Below are 23,840 nucleotides of genomic sequence, written 5' to 3'. Positions count from 1 at the left end.
TTGCATGGCTTAACGCGAGTTGCGCTAGCAAGCCGGCTCTCAGTCTCTCCATTGAAGCGCTAGCTGAGCTGCCAACCTCCGCGCCGGCGCACCGGCACTTCCAAAACACTCGGTCTTTTCGGCGTCTCGCCGAGGCGAAGCCGATGGCCCCCACCGCGCGCAAACGAAGCGCCCGGTTTCCGTGGCAGACCCAACCGCGACGCACGCAGTGCGGAGTGGGAGCGGATGATGGCTGTGTCACTGGCGCTTATGGACCGAGGTGTGATCCGTGAATCGGACCACCTGCCCCTCCAAGCCAGGAGACCCACTTAAGAATTAGCGGTTTGAGCCGCTTTCTTTGCTTACTTTCTTTGCGGCGGCAAAGAAAGTAAGTGCCTGCCCCGCACAGGGGCGACGCTAATAAACCAATTACAAATCAAGGAAAGGCCAACGCCGTAGGCAAACAAAAAAACACCACAACCAAAGCCAAAACCCTGCCTCTCATTCCTTCTCTTGATAAGCAACCAAAACCCGATGGGCGACCATATCAACAGCGGGTTTAACCAATCCATTCTTATCGGTCCAAACCTTGGGCGTCAACGCCCCACTAATAGCGACACTATCCGCATCAGCGAGCGCCAGCAACGCGCTTTGCACTTCATCATCAAACGCAATCACATTGACAAAAATCGTATCGCCATCATTGGTGGCGGCCCTCACCTTGCAGGTCACAAACCGCTTCCCATTCTGCCCCGTGCGAATCTGCGCCTCGCCATACAACCGGCCGCCCACCAGTCCATCGATCATCACCCTGCTCCAGTTATCCCTACCCGCTGCAAAACACCAACGTCTTGCACAACCCCTATGATCCCACGATAAACCGCGCCGCCCGGCAAAAAACACCCCACCATAAACTTCACCCCCCAACCGCCATATCCACACCCCGTACCAGCCGCTTCGCCAACCGCGGTTGCCGCAACTGCTCAAGCCACCATTGCAACGCACGCCCTTCGTGATCGCCGCGCCACGCGACATACAACACATTCGGCTCGCGTGGATCGGCCGTCACCTTCTCCACCAGCTCGCCATTCTTCAACAACGAAGCTACCCGCTGCCGCGGCAACCACCCCACGCCCAATGCATCGCGCTGTGCAAGAATCTTCGCCCGCATGCTCGGCACGGCCAGCGATGCCTGCCCGCCAATCACGCCGTAAGCCCGCCCCGCGGTCGTGCGCGACGAATCAGCCACCACCACCGCACGATGCTCGAGAATCCGCTCGCGCCTCAACGGGCCCTCGACGCTCGCGAGCGGATGGCGCGGCGATACCGCAAATACCCATTCCATCACGCCAAGCTCGAACCAGCGCAGGCCTGGAATGGCCGGCGGCTCGTTGGTCGCGCCCACGATCAGATCGGCGCGGCCATCGCGTAATGCCTCCCACGTGCCGCTCAATACCTCATGCGTGAAGCGTAAATTGACGCCGGATTTGAGCGCGTCGAAAGTGCGCACCACCGGCATCAACAGTTCAAACTCCAGAATCTCGTCGGTCACCACCCAGAGCCGGTCCTCCCAGCCGCTCGCTATCTGCCGTACACGCTGCGTCATACGCGACATGTCCAGCATCAGCCGCGCGGCTTCGTCGGCGAGCAACTGGCCCGCCGGCGTCAGTTGCAGCCGGTAGCGGCGGCGATCGAACAGCAATGCGTCAAAACGCGTCTCGATCTGCCGCGCGGCATGCGAAACCGTCGACGGCGCCTTGCCCAGCCGCGCCGCCGCCCGCGACAGGCTGCCGGTCTCGCGAATCGCCTCCAGTAAAGCCAGTTCGTCTTCTGACAACATGTTCTATTCCTTCGAACGAGTGCGACAGAAAAATGGTACGGCAAGGCATCCAGACAAGTCCACCATAGCAACATCGCAGCACAAGGCAGTCTCCGGCAGTCAAAAATGCCAATACGGAACGCCTTCGAAAAACCCGCATGAGCAGCACGCGCGGTAGCGACCCACCTCGTTCCAACCGACTCAACTCAAGGAAACATCATGCTTCAGTTTTACTTCCACCCCTCGCCGAACCCGATGAAAGTTGCGCTGCTGCTCGAAGAGCTGCAAACGCCGTTCGAGCTGATCGCGGTCGACACCTTCAAGGGCGAGCAGCATGATGCCGCATTCCTGAAGATCAATCCGAACGCGAAAGTCCCGGCGATCGTCGACGACACGGTCACCGTATTCGATTCGCAGGCGATCCTGCTGCATCTCGCGACGAAATACGACCGATTCCTGCCGGACAACCCCGCTGAGCGCGCGCAGGCGTTGTCGTGGCTGATGTTCGTCGGCACCGGCCTCTCGCCGTTCTCGGGTCAGGCGGTGCACTTTCTGCACCATGCGCCCACGCCGCTGCCGTACGCGCGCAATCGCTATCTGAAAGAGGTGGAACGTCATTACCGCGTGCTCGACGCACGTCTCGCCGAAGCAAAATATCTGGCGGGCAACACCTACTCGATCGCCGATATGGCGCTGTGGGGCTGGGCCAGTTTCGCCGGCTACATCCTGGGCGAAGCGGGACTCACCGGCTACCCGAACGTGAAGCGTCTGTTCGACGAAATCTCGGCGCGCCCGGCCGCGGCGCGCGCGCATGCGCTGAAAGACAAGCTCACGCTCAAGGCTGAATTCGACGAGGAAACGCGCCGCGCGCTGTTCCGCGACACGGCCGACCTGACTGAGTAACACGCGCTTTCGCCGGCCACTTGCCGGTGGCCGGCAATCGTCGAAAGCATCATCGAACAAGGAGTGGATGTTATGGAAACAGGTTCTGTTGCGAAGCAGCCCGTCAGCGGTTTGCGCGTTAACAATATCGCGCTCGCCACCGGCGATCTGAACGCGACGATCGCGTGGTATGAAGCCGTGCTGGGTTTCGTGGTGACCGAGCGTGGCCGCTTCGACGCGGTCGGTGCGGACTACGCCATGATCGAAGCGGCCGGCGTGCGCATCGAACTGGTGTCGCGCCCGCACGCCGAGCATCAACGCGTGGATCGCACACCGCCGCCGCATCATCTCGACGTGCTCGGCCATAAGGCCATCGTGTTCGAAACCGACGATCTGGCCGCCGCCACGGCGACCTTGGCGCAGCATGGCGTCGAATTCGTCTGGGCCAATCAGCCGCTCAATGCAGAACGCAGTTCGACCATGCTGCGCGATCCGGAAGGCAATCTGATCAATCTCTTCGGACCACGCCGCGAGTCCGCCTGAGTTCGCACGCTCATGGCGAAGCGTCAGGTGCACCGGCCGCTTCGAAGATGTCGCGCAGCCACTGCGCAAACACCCGCACGCGCGACGACAGCTGGCGATTCTGCGGATACAGCACGGAAACCGGCATCGACGGCGGCGGATAGGCCGCGAGGATAATCTTCAGCCGCCCCGCGGCCAGCTCCTCAGCCACACGGTACCGAGGCACCTGCACGATGCCGAGACCGGCCACCGCCGAGCCGGTGTAGAGGTCGGCGCCGGTCACCGACACCGCCGACTGCAGATACACCGCCCGCTCGCGCGCGTCCACGGTAAATTCGAGCGGCACCGCCTTGCCGGTCGCGCTCGACAGATAATTGACGGCCCGATGCGCGGACAATGCCGCCGGATCGGCCGGCTCGCCATAGGCTTCCAGATACGCCGGGCTCGCGACCGTCACTTGCGGCAATTGCGCGACGCGCCGTCCCACCATCGACGAATCCTGCAGATTCCCCGCCCGCAGCACGCAATCGACCCCTTCCCGCACCAGGTCGACCAGCCGGTCGTCCTCGCCGATCGTCAGTTCAATGTCGGGAAACTGCGCCAGAAACGCCGGCAGCGCGGGCACGACGAAGTGCCGCGCCAGCGTGCCCTGCAGATTCACCCGTAACAGCCCCTTTGGCGCGAGGTTCGAAAACGAGCCCTCCGCCTCTTCCATATCGGCAATCAGCCGCACGCAACGGCGGTAATACGCCTCGCCGTCATGCGTCAGGCGCACCGAGCGCGTGGTCCGTTCGAGAAGCCGCGCGCCGAGCCGCTGTTCCATCCGCTTCATCAGGTTGGTGACGGTGGCGCGCGGGATCTGCAGGTCGTCCGAGGCACGCGTGAAGCTTTGCCGCTCCGCGATCCGCACGAACACCCGCATTTCCTCGAAACGATCCATGTTGAGCGCCTTTGCGACCACCCGCCGGTTAATTGTTAAAGTAAATGGAATGATTATGGCAAGTGTAGCCCGATTATCTTCGTGGAGAAAGGGTCCATGATTCGTCTCACTCACCCACCACTCAGAAGGAAACGAATCATGAACACGATCAGAAACGCTCGAGTCGCTATCGTTACCGGCGCATCCCGCGGCATTGGCGCAGCAGTTGCGCAACGGCTCGCCCAGGATGGCTTCGCGGTGGTCGTCAACTACGCGTCGAGTTCGGCAGAAGCCGATGCGCTCGTCGCCGAACTCACGGCTGGCGGCGCTAAAGCCATCGCGGTGAAGGCCGACGTGTCGAAAGCCGATGACGTGCGCCGCATGTTCGAGACCACCGAACAGCAACTCGGCAAGGTCGATGTCCTCGTCAACAACGCCGGCGTACTCAAAACCGTGCCGCTCGCCGACACCAGCGACGCGCTCTACGACCAGACCTTCGACATCAACGTGCGCGGCACCTTCAACACCTTGCGCGAAGCCGCCACGCGCATGAACAGCGGCGGGCGCATCGTCAACTTCTCGAGCACCACGCTCGCGCTGAACATGCCCGGCTACGCGATTTACAACGCCACCAAGGCCGCCGTCGAATCGTTCACGCATGTGTTCGCCAAGGAACTGCGCGGCCGCAACATCACCGTCAACGCGGTCGCGCCCGGCCCGATCGCCACCTCACTGTTCCTCGACGGCAAGACCGAAGAACAGATCCAGACCTTCGCCAACATGGCGCCGCTGCAACGCCTCGGCCAGCCGGACGATATCGCCTCGGTGGTGGCGTTCCTCGCCGGTCCGGACGCGGGTTGGGTCAACGGCCAGATCCTGCGCGCCAATGGCGGCATCGCTTGAGCACGGTTGACGAATTCGCACCGCAGTTTGAAAAGCCATATCGCTTCCATCGAATCGGAGAAGAGACATGCAGAAGAAAGTTATCCTGGTGACGGGCGCCGGCACCGGCATCGGCAAGCTCACCGCGCAATCGCTGGCTCAAGCCGGCCATATCGTCTACGCGACGATGCGCGATGTCGAAGGACGCAACCGGCCGCGCGCCGATGAATTGCGTGCGCTCGCCAACGCCAAGGACATCCAGTTATATCCGCTCGAACTCGACGTCCTGTCGCAGGCATCCGCCGATGCCGCCGCCGCGACGATCGTCCGCGCACAGGGCCGTCTCGACGTGGTCATGCAGAACGCCGGGCACCTGGTGGTCGGCCCGACAGAAGCATTCACGCCGGAAGAAATGGCGAAAGTGTTCGACACCAACTTCTTCGGCGCGCAGCGCGTGAATCGTGCGGTGCTGCCGCACCTGCGTGCGCAGGAAGCGGGCTTGATGCTGTGGATCAGCAGCACCACAACCAAGGGCGGCTTTCCACCGTTCATGGGCCCTTACGGCGCCGCCAAGGCCGCGATGGATTCGCTGGCGGTGACGCTCGCGTATGAGATCGCGCGCTTCGGCATCGAAACCTCGATCGTCGTGCCCGGCGCATTCACGCGCGGCACCGCGCACTTTCCGAGCGCAGGCAAGCCCGCCGACACCGACCGGGCCGCGGCCTACGCACGCTACGAAGGTGTGATGGATCAGATCGGCGAGCGTCTCTCCGAGCTGACGCCGGACGACGCCGATCCGCAAGCAGTAGCCGATGAAATCGTGCGGATCGTCGCGCTGCCTGATGGCGAGCGGCCGATGCGCGCTGTGATCGACTTCGTCGGCGACGGCGCGCGCGAAGTGCTCGAAGTGTCGGAGCGCGTGCGGATCGACTTCGCGAAACGGATCGGCATGGGTGATCTGCTCGAGGCGAAGATCAGGCGCTGAGCACGATGACGAGGGAGCGTCGAGCATCATGCACGAACCCTGACGCTCCACCGTTCCTATGGCACCTTGGACACGTTGATGAAATCCACAATCCTGATCGCTTGCGCCGCGCTGCTGCCGTTGCTGACCGCCGCGTGCGATGCGCAATCACAGCCACCGGGCGCATCTGTCAATACGCGGAGCACCGAAATGAAGCCCTCAGTCACGTACCTGCACTTGCTGAAACACACGCCCTTCTTCACTGGCCTCACGACCGGACAACTTCGCTGGGTAATCGGTCATTCGCATGAATGGGAAGCGCAAGCAGGCACCGTCGTCGCGCAATGCGCCGGTGGCCCCGGCGGCGATCTCGGCATGTGGATATTGCTGGACGGCGGCTGGCAGCTCGAATCCGGCGGCCACGCGTATCCGGCGGGTCATGCGAGCGCGGGGAAATGGTTCAGCTCGGACGTGACAGACCGGCCATGCCGTCTGGTCACCAACGAACATAGCTATGTGATGAAAATCGAGCGCGCCGACTTCGACGCGATGCTCGCGCAGGGTTTCGCGTTCGGCCCGCATCTCGATGCAGGCCACCGTTACTATGATGAAGTATTCGCCGCTCCAGCCGAACTCGTCAAATGAGGTCGGGCCGGAGCGTCTAGTGGAACAGCGCTTATGCCGCGCTTACACCGCCGTGGGATTGCGTTCGACGAATCCTTCCTGATGCCAGTACGGATAAGCGGGACGCACGGCACTCGCCGCGTCGAGTTTCGCGACCTGTTCGGGCGTCAGATTCCAGCCGACCGCGCCGAGGTTTTGCCGCAATTGCTCTTCGTTACGCGCGCCGATCAGAACGGTCGACACCGTGGGCCGCTGCAGCAGCCAGTTCAGCGCGATCTGCGGCACCGTCTTGCCGGTTTCGTCGGCCACCTCGTCGATCGCGTCGAGTACGCGGAACAGGTACTCGTCCGGCACTGGCGGACCCATGTCGGCGGTTTTATGCAAGCGGCTCGTCTCGGGCAACGGCTGGCCGCGTTTGATTTTGCCGGTCAAACGTCCCCAGCCGAGCGGACTCCACACCACCGCGCCCACGCCCTGATCCACGCCGAGCGGCATCAGTTCCCATTCGTAATCGCGGCCGATCAGCGAGTAGTAGGTCTGATTCGCGACGTAGCGCGGATAGCCGTAACGGTCCGCAACGTCCTGCGATTTCATCAGATGCCAGCCGGAGAAATTCGACACACCCGTATAGCGGATCTTGCCGGCGCGCACGAGATCGTCGAGCGTCGACAGCACTTCGGCGACGGGCGTTTTCGCGTCGAAACCATGCAACTGGAACAGATCGATGTAGTCGGTTTGCAAGCGCTTGAGCGCTGCATCCACCGCCTGAATCAGATGAAAGCGCGACGAGCCGACATTGTTCGGACTGTCGTCGAAGCGGAACGTCGCCTTGGTCGAGATGATGGCTTTGTCGCGCTTGCCCTTCAGCGCTTCGCCGAGCACCGATTCAGACGCCCCTTTCGAATAGATGTCCGCGCTGTCGAACATGGTGACGCCGGCATCGAAGCAGATGTCGATCAGACGACGCGCCTCGGCAACGTCAGTCGCGCCCCACGCTTCGAAGAACTCGCCCTTGCCGCCAAACGTTCCCGTGCCGAAACTCAGCGCCGGCACCTTGAAGCCGGACGCACCCAGATGTCTGTATTCCATTGATGAATCTCCATGGCTTAGCCGTTAATAAACGGACAATCAGTCTACGCGCGTCTGGAGAAACGCGTTGGCGGCCATGCCGGCGCAGCGCCTAGGCGCTCAGCGTGGCCAACGCGTCGCGCGCCGCGAGTATCACGCTGTCCCAATCGCCCAGCGCGGGCTGGCGGAACAGCGTGGCGCGCGGATACCAGGGCGTGTCGGTGCGCTCCAGCATCCAGCGCCAGCAGGTGTCGAAGCGATTCAGAATCCACACAGGTTTATCCAATGCACCGGCCAGATGCGCCGTGGACGTATCCACCGAAATCACCAGATCGAGGTTCGCCACCAGCGCCGCCGTGTCGGCGAAGTCACCGAGTTCTTCGCTGTAGTCGACGATGTTTTGCGTCGACGCACCGTGCGCAAGTTGCTGCGCGGCTGGACCTTTCTGCAGGCTGAAGAAGCGTACGTTCGGCACCTCGAGAATCGGTGCCAGCCGTTCGAACGTGATCGAACGGCGCGCATCGTTCTTGCGAAGTTCAGCGACATGCGGACGATTGCCACCGGCCCATACGAGCCCGACTTTCAGGCGGCCGTCCGCTGGTACGTCGATCCGATCGCGCCACTGCTGTGCCGCTGCTGCATCGGCGAACAGATAAGGCGTGCCGGACGGAATGCTCGCGAGGTCAGTCCTGAATGCCAGCGGCAGACTCAGCAACGGACAGTGACAATCGAACGGCGGCAGCGCCTCGCCCGCTTCGATCAATTGATCCACGCCGTCGAGCGTGGCCATGAGCCGCATCAACTCCGACGGCACTTCAAGCACGACTCTTGCGCCGAGCTTCGACACCAGCGCGGCGTAGCGGCAAAACTGCAGCGTGTCACCAAGTCCCTGCTCCGCGTGCAACAGAATCGTCTTGCCGTCGATCGAAAAATCGCCCAGCCAGAGCGGTTGCGCAAAGACACGCTTGCTGGCCTTGATACGCTTGCGCTCCCAACGCCATTCGTACTTCTGCCACCCCGCTTCAAACCGGGCCATCTGCAGCAGACACAGCGATTCATTCCAGTGCGTTTCCGCCGCGGCGGAATTCACAGCAAGTGCATGCTCGTAGCTCAGCAGCGCTTGCGCGTGCTCATTGAGATCGATCTGGGTCAGGCCGAGATTGTTCCAGGCATCGGCGAACCGAGGGGCAAGTTCGAGCGCGCGCCGGTAGCTACGTTCGGCCTCTTGCGGCTGATTGAGGTCGCTGAGCGCATTGCCGCGGTTACTCCATGCGTCGGGATAGTTCGGCTGCAACGCAAGCGCATGATCGCAGCTTGCCAATGCATCAGCGGGACGGCCGAGGTCGCGCAACACGCAGGCACGGTTGTTCCAGGCTTGCGCGAAATCCGGCGACAGGGCGATTGCGCGATCAAAGCTGGCGAGCGCTTCGAGCGGTGCGTCGAGACCCGTTTGCGCGTTGCCACGATTGTTCAAGGCATCGGGGAATTTTGGCTGCAAGGCGAGTGCGCGATCGGCGCTCGCGAGTGCCTCGCCGAAACGCTGCGACACGTTGAGCGCATAAGCGAGATTCGAATGGGTCGGCGCCTGTTTTACATTGATGGCGACCGCCTTGCGGAGCAATTCGATGCCTTCCTGCACGCGTCCCCCTTGCAATGCCAGCGCGCCGAGCAATTGCAGGGCATCGAAATGGCGCGGCTTGAGTTCGAGAATCTCGCGGTAGAGTTCTTCGGCCTCGGCGAATGCGCCGTTGTGCTGTAGCGCGACAGCTTGCCGAAGCATGTGCTCCAACTGTTGCGGCAAATTGGCAGGTTTGCTCATACGGTGAGCTTTGATTGAATGCGTCTGGAATCGGAAACGTTTTCGGATTGTCTGGGACGTAGCGGAAAGCCGCGTATGCCGGGTCCGAACAACGATGCCGATTATCGCCGAAAAGAACGCACTCGATTGGCTTTACGGATGCTGCGTGAACAGCGGTACTGCGTTAAAGATCCATGCTGGCTGTTTTGCAGCAGTGCGATGAGGCGCGTCACGCCGCAACGTGACGCGCGTGATGTGGCTTACTGCAGTGGCTTATTGCAGCGGCTTACTGCGCGGCGAGGTGCTTACGCTTGGCGAGATCCTGAGCCATGGCGTAATGCTCCTGGATCGTCGGCAGTGCCTTCCTGGCTGCGTCCTTCAACTGCTCGTCGCGACCCGATGCGATTTCCGCCTGGAATGCCGAGAGCGCTTTCTGTTCGCCGGCGAGTGCGACCTGCTCGATATAGGTCTTGTCGAAGTCCGCGCCGCGCAGATTGTTGATGCTCGCGAGCACCGCCGCGTCGGGATCGTTCTTCGGCACGTCGACTCCACGCGGGCTGGCCGCGCGCAATGCGTCGGAGATTTTCGCGTTATCAGTCGACACGCGTTCGGCGAAGGCCTTCACGTCCCGGTCGGTAGAGCGCGAGGTGGCGATGCGCGCGGCGTCGCGTTGCGTGGCCACGGACTTCGTTGCGTCGGCGATGAAGGCCTGGTCAGCGGCATGCAGACGACCGGCGTCCGCCGCCGGCGCGGCTGGCGAAGTTTGAGCGCTGGCTGCGGTGGCGACGACCAGAAGACCGGTCATGCAGGCACTGGTGATGGCGGCGAGAGGCAAGCGGATCATATGTTCTCCTTGGAGTGTGAATGCGAAACAACACTGAGGCATGCGCGCTTCGGCCACTGCAGGTCATTGCGGTGCGAGCTTGCAATTTGCTTGCAGGTGGCTGACAACACCACGCTTTACCGCTGTGCATTCTAGGAGTCGCCTTGGACAGCATGTGAAACGACGCTGTCGCTTCTGTAACCTTAGGTAACCTTCATATGAATCGACGCGGAAGTGTTATCGGGTCGCGCGCGCTTTCCGATCTGCCGCGCGTGCGTGTGTTTGCACGGGGCCAGCAGGAAGCTCGTGTAAACCTCTTGAAATTGCTGAATTTTCTGGCAGTCGAGCCGATAACAGAAAGGTAGGGCGCGCGCCAGGGCCCAACGTAACGTATGCATGGCGCACCACACGCACCGTAATCCCTGGAGAGTTTTGATGGCAGTAGACCACCGCGCGAATGACGAACGCAGCAATCTGACGAGTTCGAACAAGTTCGAGTTATTGCTGTATCGGCTGGGGGCGGTTCCTGGCAGCGACGCGCATGAGCTTTACGGCATCAACGTCTTCAAGGTGCGTGAAATATCGACAATGCCTGCGGTCACGCCGATTGCCGGGTCGTCGCCTTATGTGATGGGTGCGGTGGACATTCGGGGGCAGATTATTCCGGTGATCGACTTGCCGCGGCTGATGGGTTGCGAGCCGACGCGCGGGTTGAACATCTTGCTGGTGACGGAATTTGCGCGTTCGACGCAGGCGTTTGCCGTGGAGGAAGTGGACGACATCGTGCGGCTGGAGTGGAATCAGGTGCTATCCGCGGAGGGCGCGGCGGGGGGCAATCTCGTCACGAGCATTGCGCGTATCGACGGCAACACGGGCGACTCGCGTCTCGCCCAGGTGATCGATGTCGAGCAGGTGTTGCGCGATGTATTTCCGTCGCAGCATCCGGGTGTCGACCCCACCTCCGTGGGAGAGGCGTTGGGGATTCGGCCTGGCGCGAAGATACTTGCCGCTGATGATTCCGGTTTTGCGCGCAAGCTGATCGAGCAGGCGTTGACTGCGATTGGCGCCGATTACGTGATGACGAAGACGGGCGAAGAGGCCTGGAATACGTTGCAGCAGGTTGCGCGGGAGGCGCAGGCCAACGGCTCGCGGGTGAAGGATAGTATTGCTTTGGTACTGACCGATCTCGAGATGCCGGAGATGGATGGGTTTATGTTGACTCGCCAGATCAAGGCTGATGAGCGCACACGGGATATTCCAGTGATTATTCATTCTTCGCTGACTGGCGCCGCGAATGAGGCGCATGTGAAGAATGCTGGAGCGAACGGTTATGTCGCTAAGTTTGCAGCCGGTGAGCTGGCTGCGGCTATTCGGAATGCAATTGGGAGTGTGACTTCGTTGGATGTGGTTGTTTGAGGTTTTTTTTGCCTTTAGCGGCGGCATTTCCTTGTTCTTGCTTCTTGGGCCTTTCCTTGTTTGCTTATTGGTCTATTAGTGTTCCCCCTGTGCGGGGGGGCACCTACTTTTCTTTGCCTGCCGCAAAGAAAAGTAGGCAAAAGAAAGCGGCTCAAACCGCCAATTTTTAAGCGGGTCCCCTGGCTTGGAGGGGATCGTGGCTCCGTAGAGATTGGCCCTCCGCACCTTCTTGCGTGAGTGACCAGGCCGTCATTCCTCCGGCGGCGCCGCGCGCGCCGGGGCGGTACTTCACAAAACCAATCCGATTGGTGTTTTCGGCGCTTCGCCGAGGCGAAGCCGATGGCCCCCACCGCGCGCAAACGAAGCGCCTGGTTTCCGTGGTGAACCCGTCCGCGACGCACGCAGTGCGGAGTGGGAGCGGATGACGGCTGTGTCACAGACCGTTATGGACCGAGGTGTGATCCGTTTATCGCACCACAATCCCCTCCAAGCCAGGGGGCCCACTTAAATGTTGGCGGTTTGAGCCGCTTTCTTTTGCCTACTTTTCTTTGCGGCCGGCAAAGAAAAGTAGGTGCCGCCCCGCACAGGGGCGACGCTAATAAACCAATAAGAACACAAGGAAAGGCCCAAGAAGCAAGAACAAGGAACTGCCACCGCCAGAGGCAAAAAACAACACCAACCCAAAATCTATGGGACCATACAAACCCCCAACCTCGCACGGAGTGCAAAAAGAAGATGCAACCCCTTGCCCCACTCCACCCCCTGCGTCCCTTCCTGAAAAACTACGTGTGGGAACACGGCCACATCGGTACTCGCTATCTGAACTGCGCCACCGGCGCAATCTCCTTCGACGATGGTAAGAAATCCCGCTTCGCGGAAGAAAAATACATCTACGTCCCGCTAGGTAAAGATACCCGTGACGACCCATCGGCCACCGGTCCGGCAACCCAGGACGCGGCCGTCGCCCGCCTGCTCCATGCAGCCCAACTCGGCAAACCCGAGGAAGCCGGCTCCGCCGCCGAAGTCCAACGCGCCGTCAGCGATTGCATCGACCTCGCCATCTTTAGCGCCTACCAGCACGACGCTCAACAAGCCTTCGACCGCTACACGCAAGAAGCCATGTTCGACGACGAAATCCGTGCGGCGCTCGTCAGCGATATTCGCCGCGTCTATGTGCCCATGCGTGAACAACTGGCACTCTACGACTTCACCGTGCTGCACGGCCTGCCCACGCCGCTCCTCTTCAGCGATTCACCCTTCATCGACTGGCGCGTGCGCGTCAAACCCGCCATGCCGTTCGTCTCGCTACCGCTCGGACCGTATGCGCTGCTGGTCGGCACGCCGTCGGGAAGAACCAGCCGGGCCGCGCCGCTCGCGTGGAAAACCGCCGTATCAATGGGCGCGCTGAAAGATCACAACCGCCTGATGGTCGAGCGCGCCCGTCTGTGGATCGTCGCCACCAGCGACGATCAACTGATAGCGATACAGGACCGCTTCAAGCAGGACGACGCATAGCGCGCGTCGCCCGGTATCCCTTCATACCGGGCTCTACCGATGCGATTCGAGCGCGAGCGAAAACGCCAGGTGGCCGATTTCGACGCCCATGGTGTTGAGCATTCGTGGCGCGTGAAAACCGTTAAGCCGTGCACGTTGCTCCGGTGTGCCAATGTCGAGTCGCACGAGCAATTCGGCTGCCACCGCGTAGAGCACACCGAGGTTGCCGTCCTCCACCTTCACTGCAATACCAAGCGCTCCCTCGGCGCCCAATTGCGCCGTCTGCTGCGACGCACGCACGCCAATCGCGTAGCTGCCATCGGCGCCTACCTTGCCGACGAGTTCGCCGTCGAATGCCCGCATCAGCAGCGTACAGAAACGCCCCTCGCCCGCTACCAGCTCAGGGTGCGCCGTCATCGCACGGTAAATGCGCGCCAGCGCAGCCGTCCGCGGCGAAACGGACGACGAAGCAGAAACCGCATCGTGCGCGGCAGCGAGCTTCGCGAACAAGCGGGCGAGGCGATCGAGCGCGAACGCGGGCGTCGGCAGATTGCAGCCGTCAGTTGCCCACTGCACCGCTTCGTCCGGTAAATCGCATACGTGCGCCACGGTGTGCTTCACGCGTACCTGCAAAGGATGTTCCGGCCGCTCATAGCCGTCGATCGCCGCGCCGATGGATCGCGCGCCCGCCAGCATCCCGGCGTGCTTGCCCGAACAGTTGCTGCACACGGCGCCCGGCTTGAAGTCGCGCTTCAACCAGTCGACATACACGGCGTCGGATAAAGGAGGATGCCCGCCGCAGCGCAGATCCGCTTCGCTGACCTGCGCTTTCGCCAGCATTTGCCGCGTGCGCTCGATATGACGCGCCTCGCTACTGTGCGAGCCGCACATCAGCGCAAGGTCGGCTTCGTCAAAACCGAAGCGTTCGAGCGCGCCCGTTTCAACGACCGCCAATGCCTGCGCAGGCTTCGCGGCGGAGCGCGCCAGCGTCACGCGCGACGGATCGCCGAACGAATACAGCAGGCGACCGCCCGCGTCCACCACCGCAACATGCGCGACGTGCGTGTTCTCGATCGATTCGCCACGATAGACAGTCGCCGCGACTGGCCCGGTTTCGTGCAAGCTCATTTTCGTTCTCCTCCTGATCGCGGAGTCGTCGCGATCGTTATGCGTCGCTTGAAAAAGGAACCGGCATTCAGGCCGGCTCGCGGATATGCTCGACAAGGTAATCGATCAACGCCCTCACCTTCGGCGGCAGGAAGCGACTGGGCGGATAGAGCAGCCATACCGACCCCACGTACGCGCGTGCTTCGAGATTCCAGTCCGGCAGCACCTGCAGCAGTTCGCCACTCAGCAAGGCATCGGTCGCGGCAAATTCAGGCAGGCTCGCAATGCCGAAATCCTGCTGCGCCGCTTCGAGCCGCGCGCCCGCATGATTGGCGATATAACGCCCTTTTACATCGACAGTTTGCGTCTCCGTGCCGCGGCGAAAACGCCAGCGATTGTCGTCGGCGGTCTCACCGAGGTAGATGCAATCGTGCTTCATGAGATCGCGCGGCTGCATCGGCGTGCCGCGCGAGCGCAAATAAGCGGGCGATGCGCCGAGCAACCAGCGCACCGATCCGAGGCGTCGCCCGGCCAGCCCTTGCGGTGGATGTTCGGTGAGGCGGATTACCAGATCGACATCGTCGGCGAGCGGATCGACGTTGTGATCGGTGAAAAGCAATTGCAGGTCGACTTCGTCGTAGGCGCGCAGGAAGCCGGGGATCAGCGGATGAATCACGGTCTTCGCGAATGCAGTCGGCGCGCTCACACTCACCTTGCCTTGCGGTCTGCCGGCCAGTTGTCCGGCCGCGTCGATCGCCCCCGACGCGGCGCTCACCATGTCGCGACAGAATCGCACGACCTGGGCGCCCGATTCCGTGACCCGCACCGTGCGCGTGGAGCGTTCCAGCAGCCGGGTGGCCAATGCGTCTTCGAGCCGCTTGATCTGGCGGCTCACGGTGGACGGCGTACTGCCGAGCTGCCGTGCCGCGACTGAAAAATTGCCGGCGTCGACAACGCGCGCGAAAACCGCCATGTCCGGCAGCAAGGCAAAAAGGTCGGTTGGGGTCATCGGGACAGACTCGCGAGCAATGGGGCGATTAATGCGTTTGTGACATAAAAGCTGTGCGCGGCAACCCGATTATCATCCTCCATGCAAAGTTAGACAATATGCGCTCATCTGCTCGAGGTCCGCCATGTCGAAACAAGAACGCCTGCTCCTGCTGTCCGATCTGATGCTGCTCGCGGTCGCCGTGGTGTGGGGCACGAGTTACGGCGTCGTCAAAAGCGCGCTGGTGTTCTATCCGGTGCTCGGGTTGCTGGCGATGCGTTTTGGCATCACCTTCGTGATCCTGTCACCCACGCTGCGCCACTTGCGCCGCGCCGATGCCCGCACGCTGCGCGGCGTACTGATTGCCGGCGCGTTGCTACTCGGGATTTTTTTGTGCGAGACCTTCGGCATCCTGCTGACGCGCGCCGCCAACGCGGCGTTTCTGATCAGCCTGTGCGTAGTGCTGACGCCGCTCGTCGAATGGCTGCTACTGAAGCGCCGGCCGAGCCGCATTGAATGGGCGGCGGTTGCGCTCTCGCTGTTCGGCGCGTGGCTGCTGGCAGATGATGGCGCGCTGAGTTTCAATCCCGGCGACGCGCTGATTCTGCTCGCCGCGCTGCTGCGCGCATTGAATGTGTGCGTGACCAAGCGCGTGATGCGTGATTCAGCGTTGCCGCCTTTGTCGGTGACGGCGGTTCAGTCGGGCGTGGTGGCGTTCGGTAGCGCAGCGGTGGCTCTAATGTTCGCGCCGCAGCAGTGGCAGGCGCTGCCGTCGGTTGCCGAACACACGATGTTCTGGGCTTACCTCGCCTATCTGGTGCTCGCGTGCACGCTGTTCGCGTTCTTCGCGCAGAACTTCGCGATCAAGCGCAGCAGCCCGACGCGGGTGTCGCTGCTGATGGGCAGCGAGCCTGCGTTCGGGGCCCTCTTCGCGTGCATCTGGTTAGGTGAACGGATTTCGACGACGGCATGGGTCGGCGGTGCGCTGATCGTCGCGGCGTCGATTCTCGCGACAGTGCGCTGGACGGCCTTGCGTGTGAGCGCAGCGCGTGCCTGAAGAACCGCCCGTTCGCTGCTAAACGCCCGATTGCCGCGACGCGGTGGCGGCGCCCACATCATCGCTCGATGCGGGCTTCGGATCAGCCCCGCGCTGGTTCACGCAGCTGCGCGAGTTCCGCTTCCAGCGCCGCGATGCGCCGATCGCGCTCCTCCAGCGCGGCAGCGACGTCCGCCGCTTCGAAACGCTGCGGAATGTGCTTGCGACAGTTCCCGTCCCACGCACTGACCGTCATCACGATCACCTGCTCGCCGCGCGCCTTGTATCCTTCGGGCATTAGCCTGGCCAACAATTCAGGATCGTCTTCGACTACGCGCGCTTCGCCCCAGATCTTGATACGCTGCCGGGTCGCGTAATCGATGAGGAAAAGATACGCCTTCGGGTTGTCGGCGAGATTGCCGAGCGTGATGTATTGACGATTGCCCACGAAGTCCGCGAACGCGATCGTGTGCTCGTCGAGCACATGAAGAAAGCCGGCGGGACCGCCGCGGTGCTGGATGTACGGCTGCCCTTCCTCGTTCGCGGTGGCGAAGAACACGCTCGTCTGGCTTTCGATAAAACCCGCGATCTCGGGTGTGATATGCGTCTGCCAGCCGTACTCCTCCTCCATCCGTGCGTAAGCTTCACGCGAGCCATGGCGGCCCTGGATAGCCTTCACTGTCGGCGTGAAGGCGATGTCGCTTGAATAGAGGTGGGGGCGGATCATGGAACGGCTCCTTTGCGCGGATCACCTGATATGGTGACATGTGTAAAGCTACCGGTTTCCATGGGCAAAGAGAATCCTGTGAAAGCGGGAATCACCCTTTCAGAAATTGACCACCCCACGTGACTCCTCGTTCACGGGTTGGGCCTATCAGCTACCTGGCGCCAGCGCTTCTTCGCGTTCCAGCGAGCGGGTGCGTTTGAGTTCGGGGAAGAATCGCATCCATAGCAACGCGACGACGATCGTCGCCGCGCCGCCCACCAGTACCGCCGGTTGCGCGCCCCACCACCCTGCCGTGACACCGGATTCGAATTCACCCAGTTGATTCGATGTCCCGATGAAAAGGGAATTGACCGCGCTCACGCGGCCGAGCATGGCGTCGGGTGTACGTAGTTGGACCAGCGATAACCGGACTACTACGCTGATCGTGTCCGAAGCACCCAAAATCATCAGCGCGAACAGCGAGACAAAAAAGTTGTGCGACAGACCGAACACGATGGTCGCCGCGCCAAAGGCGATCACGCCGCCAAACATCGCGGCGCCGGGCCGGTTGCGCAGCGGGAAATGCGCGAGCCAGATGGTGCCGGCGAGCGCGCCGATGGCGGTACCCGAGCGCAACAGACCAAGCCCGAGCGGGCCTGTGTGCAAGATATCGCGCGCAAAGACCGGCAACAGCGCGGTGGCGCCGCCGAACAGCACGGCGAACAGATCGAGCGACAGTGCCCCAAGGATGACGGGCTCCTTGCGGATGAAGGCGATGCCGGAGAACACCGATTCGATGGTAACCGGCGCGCGACTCATCGGCTTGGCTTGCAGGGGGATGGCCCACACGGCCGTGGCGGCGGCCGCGAATGACAGCATGCAGGCAAGGTACGCCGCGCCCGGACCAATGCCGTATAGCAGGCCGCCTAATGCGGGGCCTGCGATCTGCGCGGTTTGATTCGCGGACGTCGCCCACGCAGTCGCCTTTGGCAATTGCGTGCGCGGCACGACGCCGGGCAACAACGAGGCGACCGCGGGGGATTCGAAGGCGCGCGCGGCGCCGACGCATGCGGCCAGCACGTAGATGACTGGCGCACTGATCCAGCCACCGAAGGTGCCGCAGGCGAATGTCAAGGCGGCGACGCTTTCGAGGCTTTGGCAGATTGCCGCGATACGGCGGCGGTCGTAGCGGTCGGCGACGTGGCCGACCACGAGTGTCAGCGCGAACATCGGCAGGAATTGCGCGAGGCCGACGAGACCTAGTGCGAAGGCGCTATGCGTGAGGGCATAGATGTGCCAGCCCATTGCTACGGCGAGCATCTGGAAAGACAGCGATGAGAGGATGCGAGTGCACCAGAAGCGGCGGAACGCCGGGTGTTTGATCAGGGGGCCGGTGGGGTCAGGCATGGGGGGTTGGTCTCTGCGAGGCTGGCGGGGAAGGGGCGGAGCCGGTGGGCGGCGGGTAGTTTAGTTCATGTTTGGGGGTTTGCTTTGGTCTTGTTCTCGCTTTTTTGGCTTTTCCCTGCTCTGGCTTTTTTGGCCTTTCCTTGTTTTGTTATTGGTCTATTAGCGTCGCCCCTGTGCGGGGCGGGCACTTACTTTCTTTGCCGCCGCAAAGAAAGTAAGCAAAGAAAGCGGCTTCACACCGCCAATTCTTAAGTGGGTCCCCTGGCTTGGAGGGGCTCGTGGTCCGATTGACGGATCACATCGCGGTCCATAAGCACCTGTGACACAGCCGTCATCCGCTCCCACTCCGCACCACGTGCGTCGCGGATGGGTACACCACGGAAACCATTGGCTTCGTTTGCGCGGGGTCGCCAGTAACGGCGGCCGATCAGCCTGGTTGGCAGTCGCGGCTGTTCGTGCCGGGGCGATCCTTTGCGCGTGCCATGAATGGTCGCTCGAACAGGGCGTACGTCACGAAGCTGAGCACGAACAGGCCAATCAGCGATGCCACGGCCACCGGTAACTTATTACCGGACGTCTTGTAATTATTCCAGTCGCTCCAGACTTGCACGTAGAGCCAAAACACCGACACGACGACCAAATGCCACATGTAGAGGCCGTAGCTGACCTCTCCTAACAGACGTAGCGGTTTGAGCGACAGCGGCGCTCGATGCCCCAACAACACGGCTGGAAAGCCAATCATGCACAACGCGAGCTGCGCAAGTCCGTAGGCAGGCTCATGTACGTGCAATGAAACGGCGAACGCTATGGCGCCGATGACGGTCAGCGCTATCTGCGTAATGGCGCCTGGCTTGATCTTGTGCTCCATCAGCCCACATGCCATTCCAGGTAGAAAGAACACCCACGGTGCAAGGGTTCCGTTGTACTGATAGGCCGCACATCCCACCGCGATGGATGACGCGGCCACCGCCCATAGTGGACGCATCAGCAGCGTAGCAATGAACGGCACCAGCAAATAAAACAGCCATTCCCAGCGTAGCGTCCACATTTGACCAGCCTGCCCGCCAATCGACATGCCCGCGACCGAAGGAATGTCGCCACCCGTGAAGCCGTAGGCATAGCTACTCACCAAATCCCGGAAAGTTGCCTGTGGCGCGTGCGGGATTGATCTTGCAATGCAGAGCGTGACGGCGATCGCGGCAGTCATCGCCACCAGATAGAGCGGCACGATGCGCCTGACCCGCGAGGAAATGAGCGCATCGATGGCGATGGGTCCGTTCATGGCTTTGCGCATGAACAGGAATCCGGTGATGCAGAAAAAAATCTGTACACCGACCGCGCCCAGCGCATCGCAGAGACGAAGACTGACAGGCGCGCCCATCACCAGCCCCGCGTGGGGCACGTAGTGCGCGCAGACGACCATCAGCGCGGCAATCGCACGCATGCCGTCGAGATGAGTAAAGCGGCCTGGCTTAAGTTGGATTTTGAAGAGCCAGCCGAGCGGCACGGCAAGCAGAACGGCAGACCCGAACACGGCGGCGATTGCTAGGGCGGTGGTTTCCAATTTTCTTTCTTCAGAAGGCGTGTAGCCGCTGAAGCAAAGAAGATGCCGCGCCGGTCAGATTCGGTATGAGCTCACCTGAACCGGGCACCGATTGACATCAACCGTCACCGTCCCGATCGGGCCTCTTCTCCCGATCGGCTGGTCTTGCTCATCATCCGTTCCTGGCGGGCTCGCCGAGTAGCGCATCGAGCTGGCCCGCTCCTTCGAGCGCGTTCAGATCGTCGAACCCGCCAACATGCGTCGTTCCGATGAAAATCTGCGGCACCGTGCGACGACCGGTTCGCTCAGCGAGTGACGCCGCCGCGGACCGGTCGCCCGCGATGCTGATTTCATTGAACGTTACGCCCTTATCACGAAGCAGCGCCTTGGCGGCGATGCAATACGGACATGTCGGCGTTGTATAGATCGTTACTGTGTTCATGAGAGTGACCCTCCGTAAGAAGTTAATTGCCCCGCTCATCGACGCTTTGCGAGTCCGACACAACATGGACGCGCAGGTGGCGCAGACCAGCGGCAAAACTGCCTGCGCTCGACGTACCGTACGATTCCTGATTGGATGCCTTGATGGCTGCGCGATCGGCTACGTGCGTGAGTGCCACATCGGCGGCTGCGTCGGGATAGTGCGCATCGCTCTGCGGATATTGGCCTGCCTGCTCAGCTGCGACGAGCTCTGCGCGAACCTGAGCGCGGGTCGTCTGCGCGTTGGCCATTCCAACGTGTGCAAGAAGCGGGAGGCTCAGGAAAGATGCAACGAGAACAGCCTGGATAGTGCGCTTCACGATGAAGCTCCTTGAACAAAGTGCCGTCGGCGACGGGATGGCTCAACTATAAAAGTCAGCTCCCTCGGCGCGAATGGCGCAACGGCTCATCAAGATGCTCGATCGGCTCAATGCTTAACCACACCGACATTTTTCTTGCACGGGTTTTCCTGCCCGGTCGTTTCTTTCCACGAACGGGTTTCCCGTCAGCGACCGCCCACGAAGGGCGTCTGCCGGGACAAAGCGAAATGGGGGAATTGAATGGATGCGCCGCGCAGTCTCGCACGCGGCGGGGGTCTAGGATGCCTGAACGTTGCCGCCTGCCGCGCGATACCTCGCGGGCGTCACACCGATGAGGCGTTTGAAAATACGCTGGAATGCGGCATCGGACTGATAGCCGACCATTTCCCCGATCTCCGCAACGCCGAGACCGGTTTGCAACAGGGTGCGGCCGGCGAGTGTCATGCGCACTTCCGTTAGCACGTCCGTAGCGGAACGTCCGATCGCCTCCTGAAACTGACGCACGAACGTGGCCCTCGACATATTGCACAACGCCGCGAACTGATCGAGCGTCCAGGGCTTTTCAGGGGACTCGAACATGGCCGTCACGGCTGCCTGCAAACGCGGCCGCCCCGCCAGCGCAAGCAGGCCGTGCGGCGGCCGCGGCCCTGCGCTGGCAAAGCGCAACATCAGTGCGAAAAGCGCAGCTGACAGATGACTGATGAGCGTCTCGCTTCCAGGGCCTTCATCGCTCGCCTCTTCCCGCATCAGCTCGATCAGGCGCGCGAGGCGCGTACCCGCGACCGTCTGCGCGGCGCCATCCACGTCGCCATCGATTCCATTGGCCCCGTTAATTTGGGTGTGCGCGCTACGGACAACGAGCCGGTCCGGCAGATGGTCACGCAAGAGGCGGTCAGGCACCGCGCCGACAAGAAAGCGACCGCAGAGAATGTCGGCGTGCGCGCCGGAACCTTCGTTCTCTGCAATCACTAACGACACACCTTGCCGCATGACGAGTGGAGACTCGGACTCTCCACTGCCATCGTGAATCCGGTGCGCGCCGCCGGCCGGAAACACAATGATATCGCCCGCCACCAGTTGTTCGGGCGGCCCATCTCCATACTCCAGCACGGCGTTGCCCGACAGAAGCACGTGATAAGGGATTTCGCGGACGGCGGCATTGCCCTGGGATATTGCCCATGGCGCACCGAAGTGACAACGCACGTCCAGAAGTCCACTAACTGGAATCAGGGAAAGGACTCGACTGAGCAGATCCATATGAGCCGCTTGAGCATATTCTTGCGCCTGTTGAGCCTTAGCACCGTGGGCGCATCGACATAGAGTAGCTGCAACGAAAGCAGAACGATTCTACCTGAGCGCCCGCGGGCCTGAGCGAATGCACTGTCCTGCTTCCACCGCACTTATCCCCTGTCGAGGCAATCATGAAAACTGTTCAGGTCGATGTCGCTGTGATCGGCGCCGGGAGTGCCGGACTGCCGGCCTATCGCGCAGCGAAGGCGGCTGGCGCATCCGCCATTCTGATCGAGGGCGGGCCGCACGGCACCACCTGCGCCCGCGTCGGTTGTATGCCGTCCAAGCTGCTCATCGCGGCCGCCGAAGCGGCGCATGCCGCGTCGCATACGGCGCCCTTCGGCGTGCACATTGACGGCGTGGTACGCGTCGATGGGCGCGAAGTCATGCAACGCGTGAAGAGCGAGCGCGACCGGCTGGTGGGATTCGTTCTCGATAGCGTGAACGCGATTCCGTCTGAAGACAAGCTGACGGGCTACGCGCGGTTCATCGACGACGGCTTGCTTCAGGTCGGCGACCATACCCGCGTGCGGGCTCGCAGTATTGTGATTGCGACCGGATCCACACCTGTCGTGCCGTCGAGGTTCAAGGCGCTTGGCGAACTCGCCATCATCAACGACGACGTATTCGAATGGTCGGACCTGCCGCGCAAAATCGCGGTTGTGGGGGCTGGGGTGATTGGTCTCGAACTGGGGCAGGCACTCGCTCACCTCGGCGTCGACGTTACGGTGCTGGGGGCGCGCGGGCGTGTCGGTCCGCTTACCGACCCTGCCATCAAGGCGTACACCAAGGAAACCTTCAGCAAGTCGTTTCGTTATGAAGCAGACGCCAGTATCGAAGCCGTCGTGCGTCAAGGCGACGCCGCACACATTCTGTTCCGGACCGGGACGGGTGAACTCGTGCAGGACACCTTCGACTATGTCCTCGTGACCGCTGGCCGCAAGCCGAACTTCGAGCGGCTTGGCCTCGAAAACACGTCGCTCGCGCTGGATAGCCACGGCTATCCGATCTACGACCCGCTGACTTTGCAGGCAGGCTCTCACCCTGTGTTCATTGCTGGCGATGCTAACGATGTGCTGCCGCTGCTGCACGAGGCCGCGGACGAAGGCCGCTCTGCCGGCGCCAACGCGGCACGCTTTCCCGACGTCCAACCCCTCGTACGCCGCGCGGCGATTTCGGTCCTGTTCTCGGACCCCGGCATCGCCATGGTGGGCGCGCGGCATGTCGATCTTGCGCCAGATACGTTCGTCGTCGGCGAAGTGAGTTTCGAGGACCAGGGCCGCAGCCGTGTCATGTTGAAGAACCGCGGTCTGATGCATGTCTATGTCGATAGGACCAGCCGGCAGTTTCTCGGCGCCGAATGGATCGGGCCGGATGCCGAGCATATCGCCCACCTGCTCGCATGGGCGTTGCAGATGAAGCTGACTGTCGACACCATGCTGGAAATGCCTTTCTATCATCCGGTGGTCGAGGAAGGGCTGCGCACCGCGTTGCGCAACGCAGCGGCAGCATTGCAAAGCGCCTAGTGGAGGTCGGCCGACATTCCCGTCGGCCGAACCACTGGATTCGATCGGGCGGTGCCCTCGCGCAATGCCGGCACCGCCGTCACAACACGTCACGGTTTAGCTCTTCAACAACGCCCATTTGGATGCCGACACTCACTGAGGGTAGTGAGCAGAACGTCACGGCAAATTTTGGCGGAAATCAAAACGCAACAGGGAGGCTCCGGGAGCCTCCCTGCATTTAAGCCGCCATCTTTCGATGGCGGCAGAC

23 protein-coding genes are annotated in these 23,840 nt (G+C 61.9%); 9 read left to right on the top strand and 14 right to left on the bottom strand.

Annotation, left to right across the window (positions count from 1 at the left end; translation table 11 throughout):
* Positions 1-480: 480 nt before the first annotated feature.
* The gene (locus PQR27_RS05580) at positions 481-786 is read right to left on the bottom strand and encodes a single-stranded DNA-binding protein (RefSeq protein ID WP_408522720.1); all 306 of its coding nucleotides are present in this window, start codon (positions 784-786) and stop codon (positions 481-483) included.
* A gap of 109 nt (positions 787-895) precedes the next feature.
* A complete protein-coding gene (locus PQR27_RS05575; RefSeq protein WP_408522719.1) occupies positions 896-1,819 on the bottom strand; it encodes a LysR family transcriptional regulator in 924 nt (307 codons plus the stop codon).
* A 198-nt stretch (positions 1,820-2,017) separates the two neighbouring features.
* Here PQR27_RS05575 and PQR27_RS05570 point away from each other — a divergent pair, with 198 nt between their 5' ends.
* A complete protein-coding gene (locus PQR27_RS05570; RefSeq protein ID WP_408522718.1) occupies positions 2,018-2,701 on the top strand; it encodes a glutathione S-transferase family protein in 684 nt (227 codons plus the stop codon).
* A 72-nt stretch (positions 2,702-2,773) separates the two neighbouring features.
* A complete protein-coding gene (locus PQR27_RS05565; RefSeq protein ID WP_408522717.1) occupies positions 2,774-3,223 on the top strand; it encodes a VOC family protein in 450 nt (149 codons plus the stop codon).
* A 10-nt stretch (positions 3,224-3,233) separates the two neighbouring features.
* On the opposite strand, the gene PQR27_RS05560 is transcribed toward PQR27_RS05565, so the two are convergent.
* Positions 3,234-4,142, bottom strand: a complete 909-nt coding sequence (locus PQR27_RS05560; protein WP_408522716.1) for a LysR family transcriptional regulator — start codon at positions 4,140-4,142, stop codon at positions 3,234-3,236.
* Positions 4,143-4,280: 138 nt separating this feature from the next.
* Here PQR27_RS05560 and PQR27_RS05555 point away from each other — a divergent pair, with 138 nt between their 5' ends.
* From PQR27_RS05555 to PQR27_RS05545, 3 genes are all read left to right on the top strand, one after another.
* A complete protein-coding gene (locus PQR27_RS05555; RefSeq protein WP_408522714.1) occupies positions 4,281-5,024 on the top strand; it encodes an SDR family oxidoreductase in 744 nt (247 codons plus the stop codon).
* Between the two features lie 67 nt (positions 5,025-5,091).
* Positions 5,092-5,988 (top strand): SDR family oxidoreductase, encoded by an 897-nt coding sequence (locus PQR27_RS05550; RefSeq protein WP_408522712.1) that lies wholly within the window; start codon positions 5,092-5,094, stop codon positions 5,986-5,988.
* A 78-nt stretch (positions 5,989-6,066) separates the two neighbouring features.
* On the top strand, positions 6,067-6,612 hold the full coding sequence (locus tag PQR27_RS05545; RefSeq protein WP_408522711.1) for a cyclic nucleotide-binding domain-containing protein: 546 nt from the start codon (positions 6,067-6,069) through the stop codon (positions 6,610-6,612).
* A gap of 42 nt (positions 6,613-6,654) precedes the next feature.
* Here PQR27_RS05545 and PQR27_RS05540 read toward each other — a convergent pair whose 3' ends face one another.
* From PQR27_RS05540 to PQR27_RS05530, 3 genes are all read right to left on the bottom strand, one after another.
* On the bottom strand, positions 6,655-7,680 hold the full coding sequence (locus PQR27_RS05540; protein WP_408522710.1) for an aldo/keto reductase: 1,026 nt from the start codon (positions 7,678-7,680) through the stop codon (positions 6,655-6,657).
* Positions 7,681-7,771: 91 nt separating this feature from the next.
* The gene (locus tag PQR27_RS05535; protein ID WP_408522709.1) at positions 7,772-9,478 is read right to left on the bottom strand and encodes a tetratricopeptide repeat protein; all 1,707 of its coding nucleotides are present in this window, start codon (positions 9,476-9,478) and stop codon (positions 7,772-7,774) included.
* Between the two features lie 265 nt (positions 9,479-9,743).
* On the bottom strand, positions 9,744-10,301 hold the full coding sequence (locus PQR27_RS05530) for a DUF4142 domain-containing protein (RefSeq protein ID WP_408522708.1): 558 nt from the start codon (positions 10,299-10,301) through the stop codon (positions 9,744-9,746).
* Positions 10,302-10,715: 414 nt separating this feature from the next.
* Here PQR27_RS05530 and PQR27_RS05525 point away from each other — a divergent pair, with 414 nt between their 5' ends.
* Both PQR27_RS05525 and PQR27_RS05520 read left to right on the top strand, forming a co-directional pair.
* Positions 10,716-11,696: a chemotaxis protein gene (locus tag PQR27_RS05525; RefSeq protein ID WP_408522707.1), complete on the top strand. Its 981-nt coding sequence runs from the start codon at positions 10,716-10,718 to the stop codon at positions 11,694-11,696.
* 735 nt (positions 11,697-12,431) lie between these two features.
* Positions 12,432-13,211: a hypothetical protein gene (locus tag PQR27_RS05520; protein WP_408522706.1), complete on the top strand. Its 780-nt coding sequence runs from the start codon at positions 12,432-12,434 to the stop codon at positions 13,209-13,211.
* 33 nt (positions 13,212-13,244) lie between these two features.
* On the opposite strand, the gene PQR27_RS05515 is transcribed toward PQR27_RS05520, so the two are convergent.
* A complete protein-coding gene (locus PQR27_RS05515) occupies positions 13,245-14,318 on the bottom strand; it encodes an asparaginase (protein WP_408522705.1) in 1,074 nt (357 codons plus the stop codon).
* A 67-nt stretch (positions 14,319-14,385) separates the two neighbouring features.
* The gene (locus tag PQR27_RS05510) at positions 14,386-15,306 is read right to left on the bottom strand and encodes a LysR family transcriptional regulator (RefSeq protein WP_408522704.1); all 921 of its coding nucleotides are present in this window, start codon (positions 15,304-15,306) and stop codon (positions 14,386-14,388) included.
* 124 nt (positions 15,307-15,430) lie between these two features.
* Here PQR27_RS05510 and PQR27_RS05505 point away from each other — a divergent pair, with 124 nt between their 5' ends.
* Positions 15,431-16,342, top strand: a complete 912-nt coding sequence (locus PQR27_RS05505) for a DMT family transporter (protein ID WP_408522703.1) — start codon at positions 15,431-15,433, stop codon at positions 16,340-16,342.
* Positions 16,343-16,424: 82 nt separating this feature from the next.
* Here PQR27_RS05505 and PQR27_RS05500 read toward each other — a convergent pair whose 3' ends face one another.
* From PQR27_RS05500 to PQR27_RS05475, 6 genes are all read right to left on the bottom strand, one after another.
* Positions 16,425-17,048: a pyridoxamine 5'-phosphate oxidase family protein gene (locus PQR27_RS05500; RefSeq protein ID WP_408522702.1), complete on the bottom strand. Its 624-nt coding sequence runs from the start codon at positions 17,046-17,048 to the stop codon at positions 16,425-16,427.
* A gap of 147 nt (positions 17,049-17,195) precedes the next feature.
* Positions 17,196-18,434 (bottom strand): MFS transporter, encoded by a 1,239-nt coding sequence (locus PQR27_RS05495; protein ID WP_408522701.1) that lies wholly within the window; start codon positions 18,432-18,434, stop codon positions 17,196-17,198.
* Positions 18,435-18,861: 427 nt separating this feature from the next.
* A complete protein-coding gene (locus tag PQR27_RS05490; RefSeq protein ID WP_408522700.1) occupies positions 18,862-19,998 on the bottom strand; it encodes an acyltransferase family protein in 1,137 nt (378 codons plus the stop codon).
* Positions 19,999-20,149: 151 nt separating this feature from the next.
* Positions 20,150-20,419, bottom strand: coding sequence for a glutaredoxin 3 (gene grxC, locus PQR27_RS05485; protein ID WP_408522699.1), 270 nt, complete (start codon positions 20,417-20,419; stop codon positions 20,150-20,152).
* 22 nt (positions 20,420-20,441) lie between these two features.
* Entirely contained in the window at positions 20,442-20,777 is a 336-nt protein-coding gene (locus PQR27_RS05480; RefSeq protein ID WP_408522698.1) for a DUF4148 domain-containing protein, read from the bottom strand.
* A 276-nt stretch (positions 20,778-21,053) separates the two neighbouring features.
* Positions 21,054-22,034 carry an AraC family transcriptional regulator gene (locus PQR27_RS05475; RefSeq protein WP_408522697.1) on the bottom strand — a complete coding sequence of 327 codons (981 nt, stop codon included), beginning with the start codon at positions 22,032-22,034 and terminating at the stop codon, positions 21,054-21,056.
* A gap of 164 nt (positions 22,035-22,198) precedes the next feature.
* On the opposite strand from PQR27_RS05475, the gene PQR27_RS05470 reads away from it, so the two are divergent.
* Positions 22,199-23,593 carry a dihydrolipoyl dehydrogenase gene (locus PQR27_RS05470; RefSeq protein ID WP_408522696.1) on the top strand — a complete coding sequence of 465 codons (1,395 nt, stop codon included), beginning with the start codon at positions 22,199-22,201 and terminating at the stop codon, positions 23,591-23,593.
* Positions 23,594-23,840 lie beyond the last annotated feature (247 nt).

Origin of the sequence: Paraburkholderia fungorum, assembly GCF_046027215.1 — a bacterium.
GTDB classification, from domain to species: Bacteria; Pseudomonadota; Gammaproteobacteria; order Burkholderiales; family Burkholderiaceae; genus Paraburkholderia; species Paraburkholderia fungorum_D.
The sequence above is the reverse complement of the archived record's forward strand: the minus strand, read 5'-3'. Positions and strand labels throughout refer to the sequence as shown.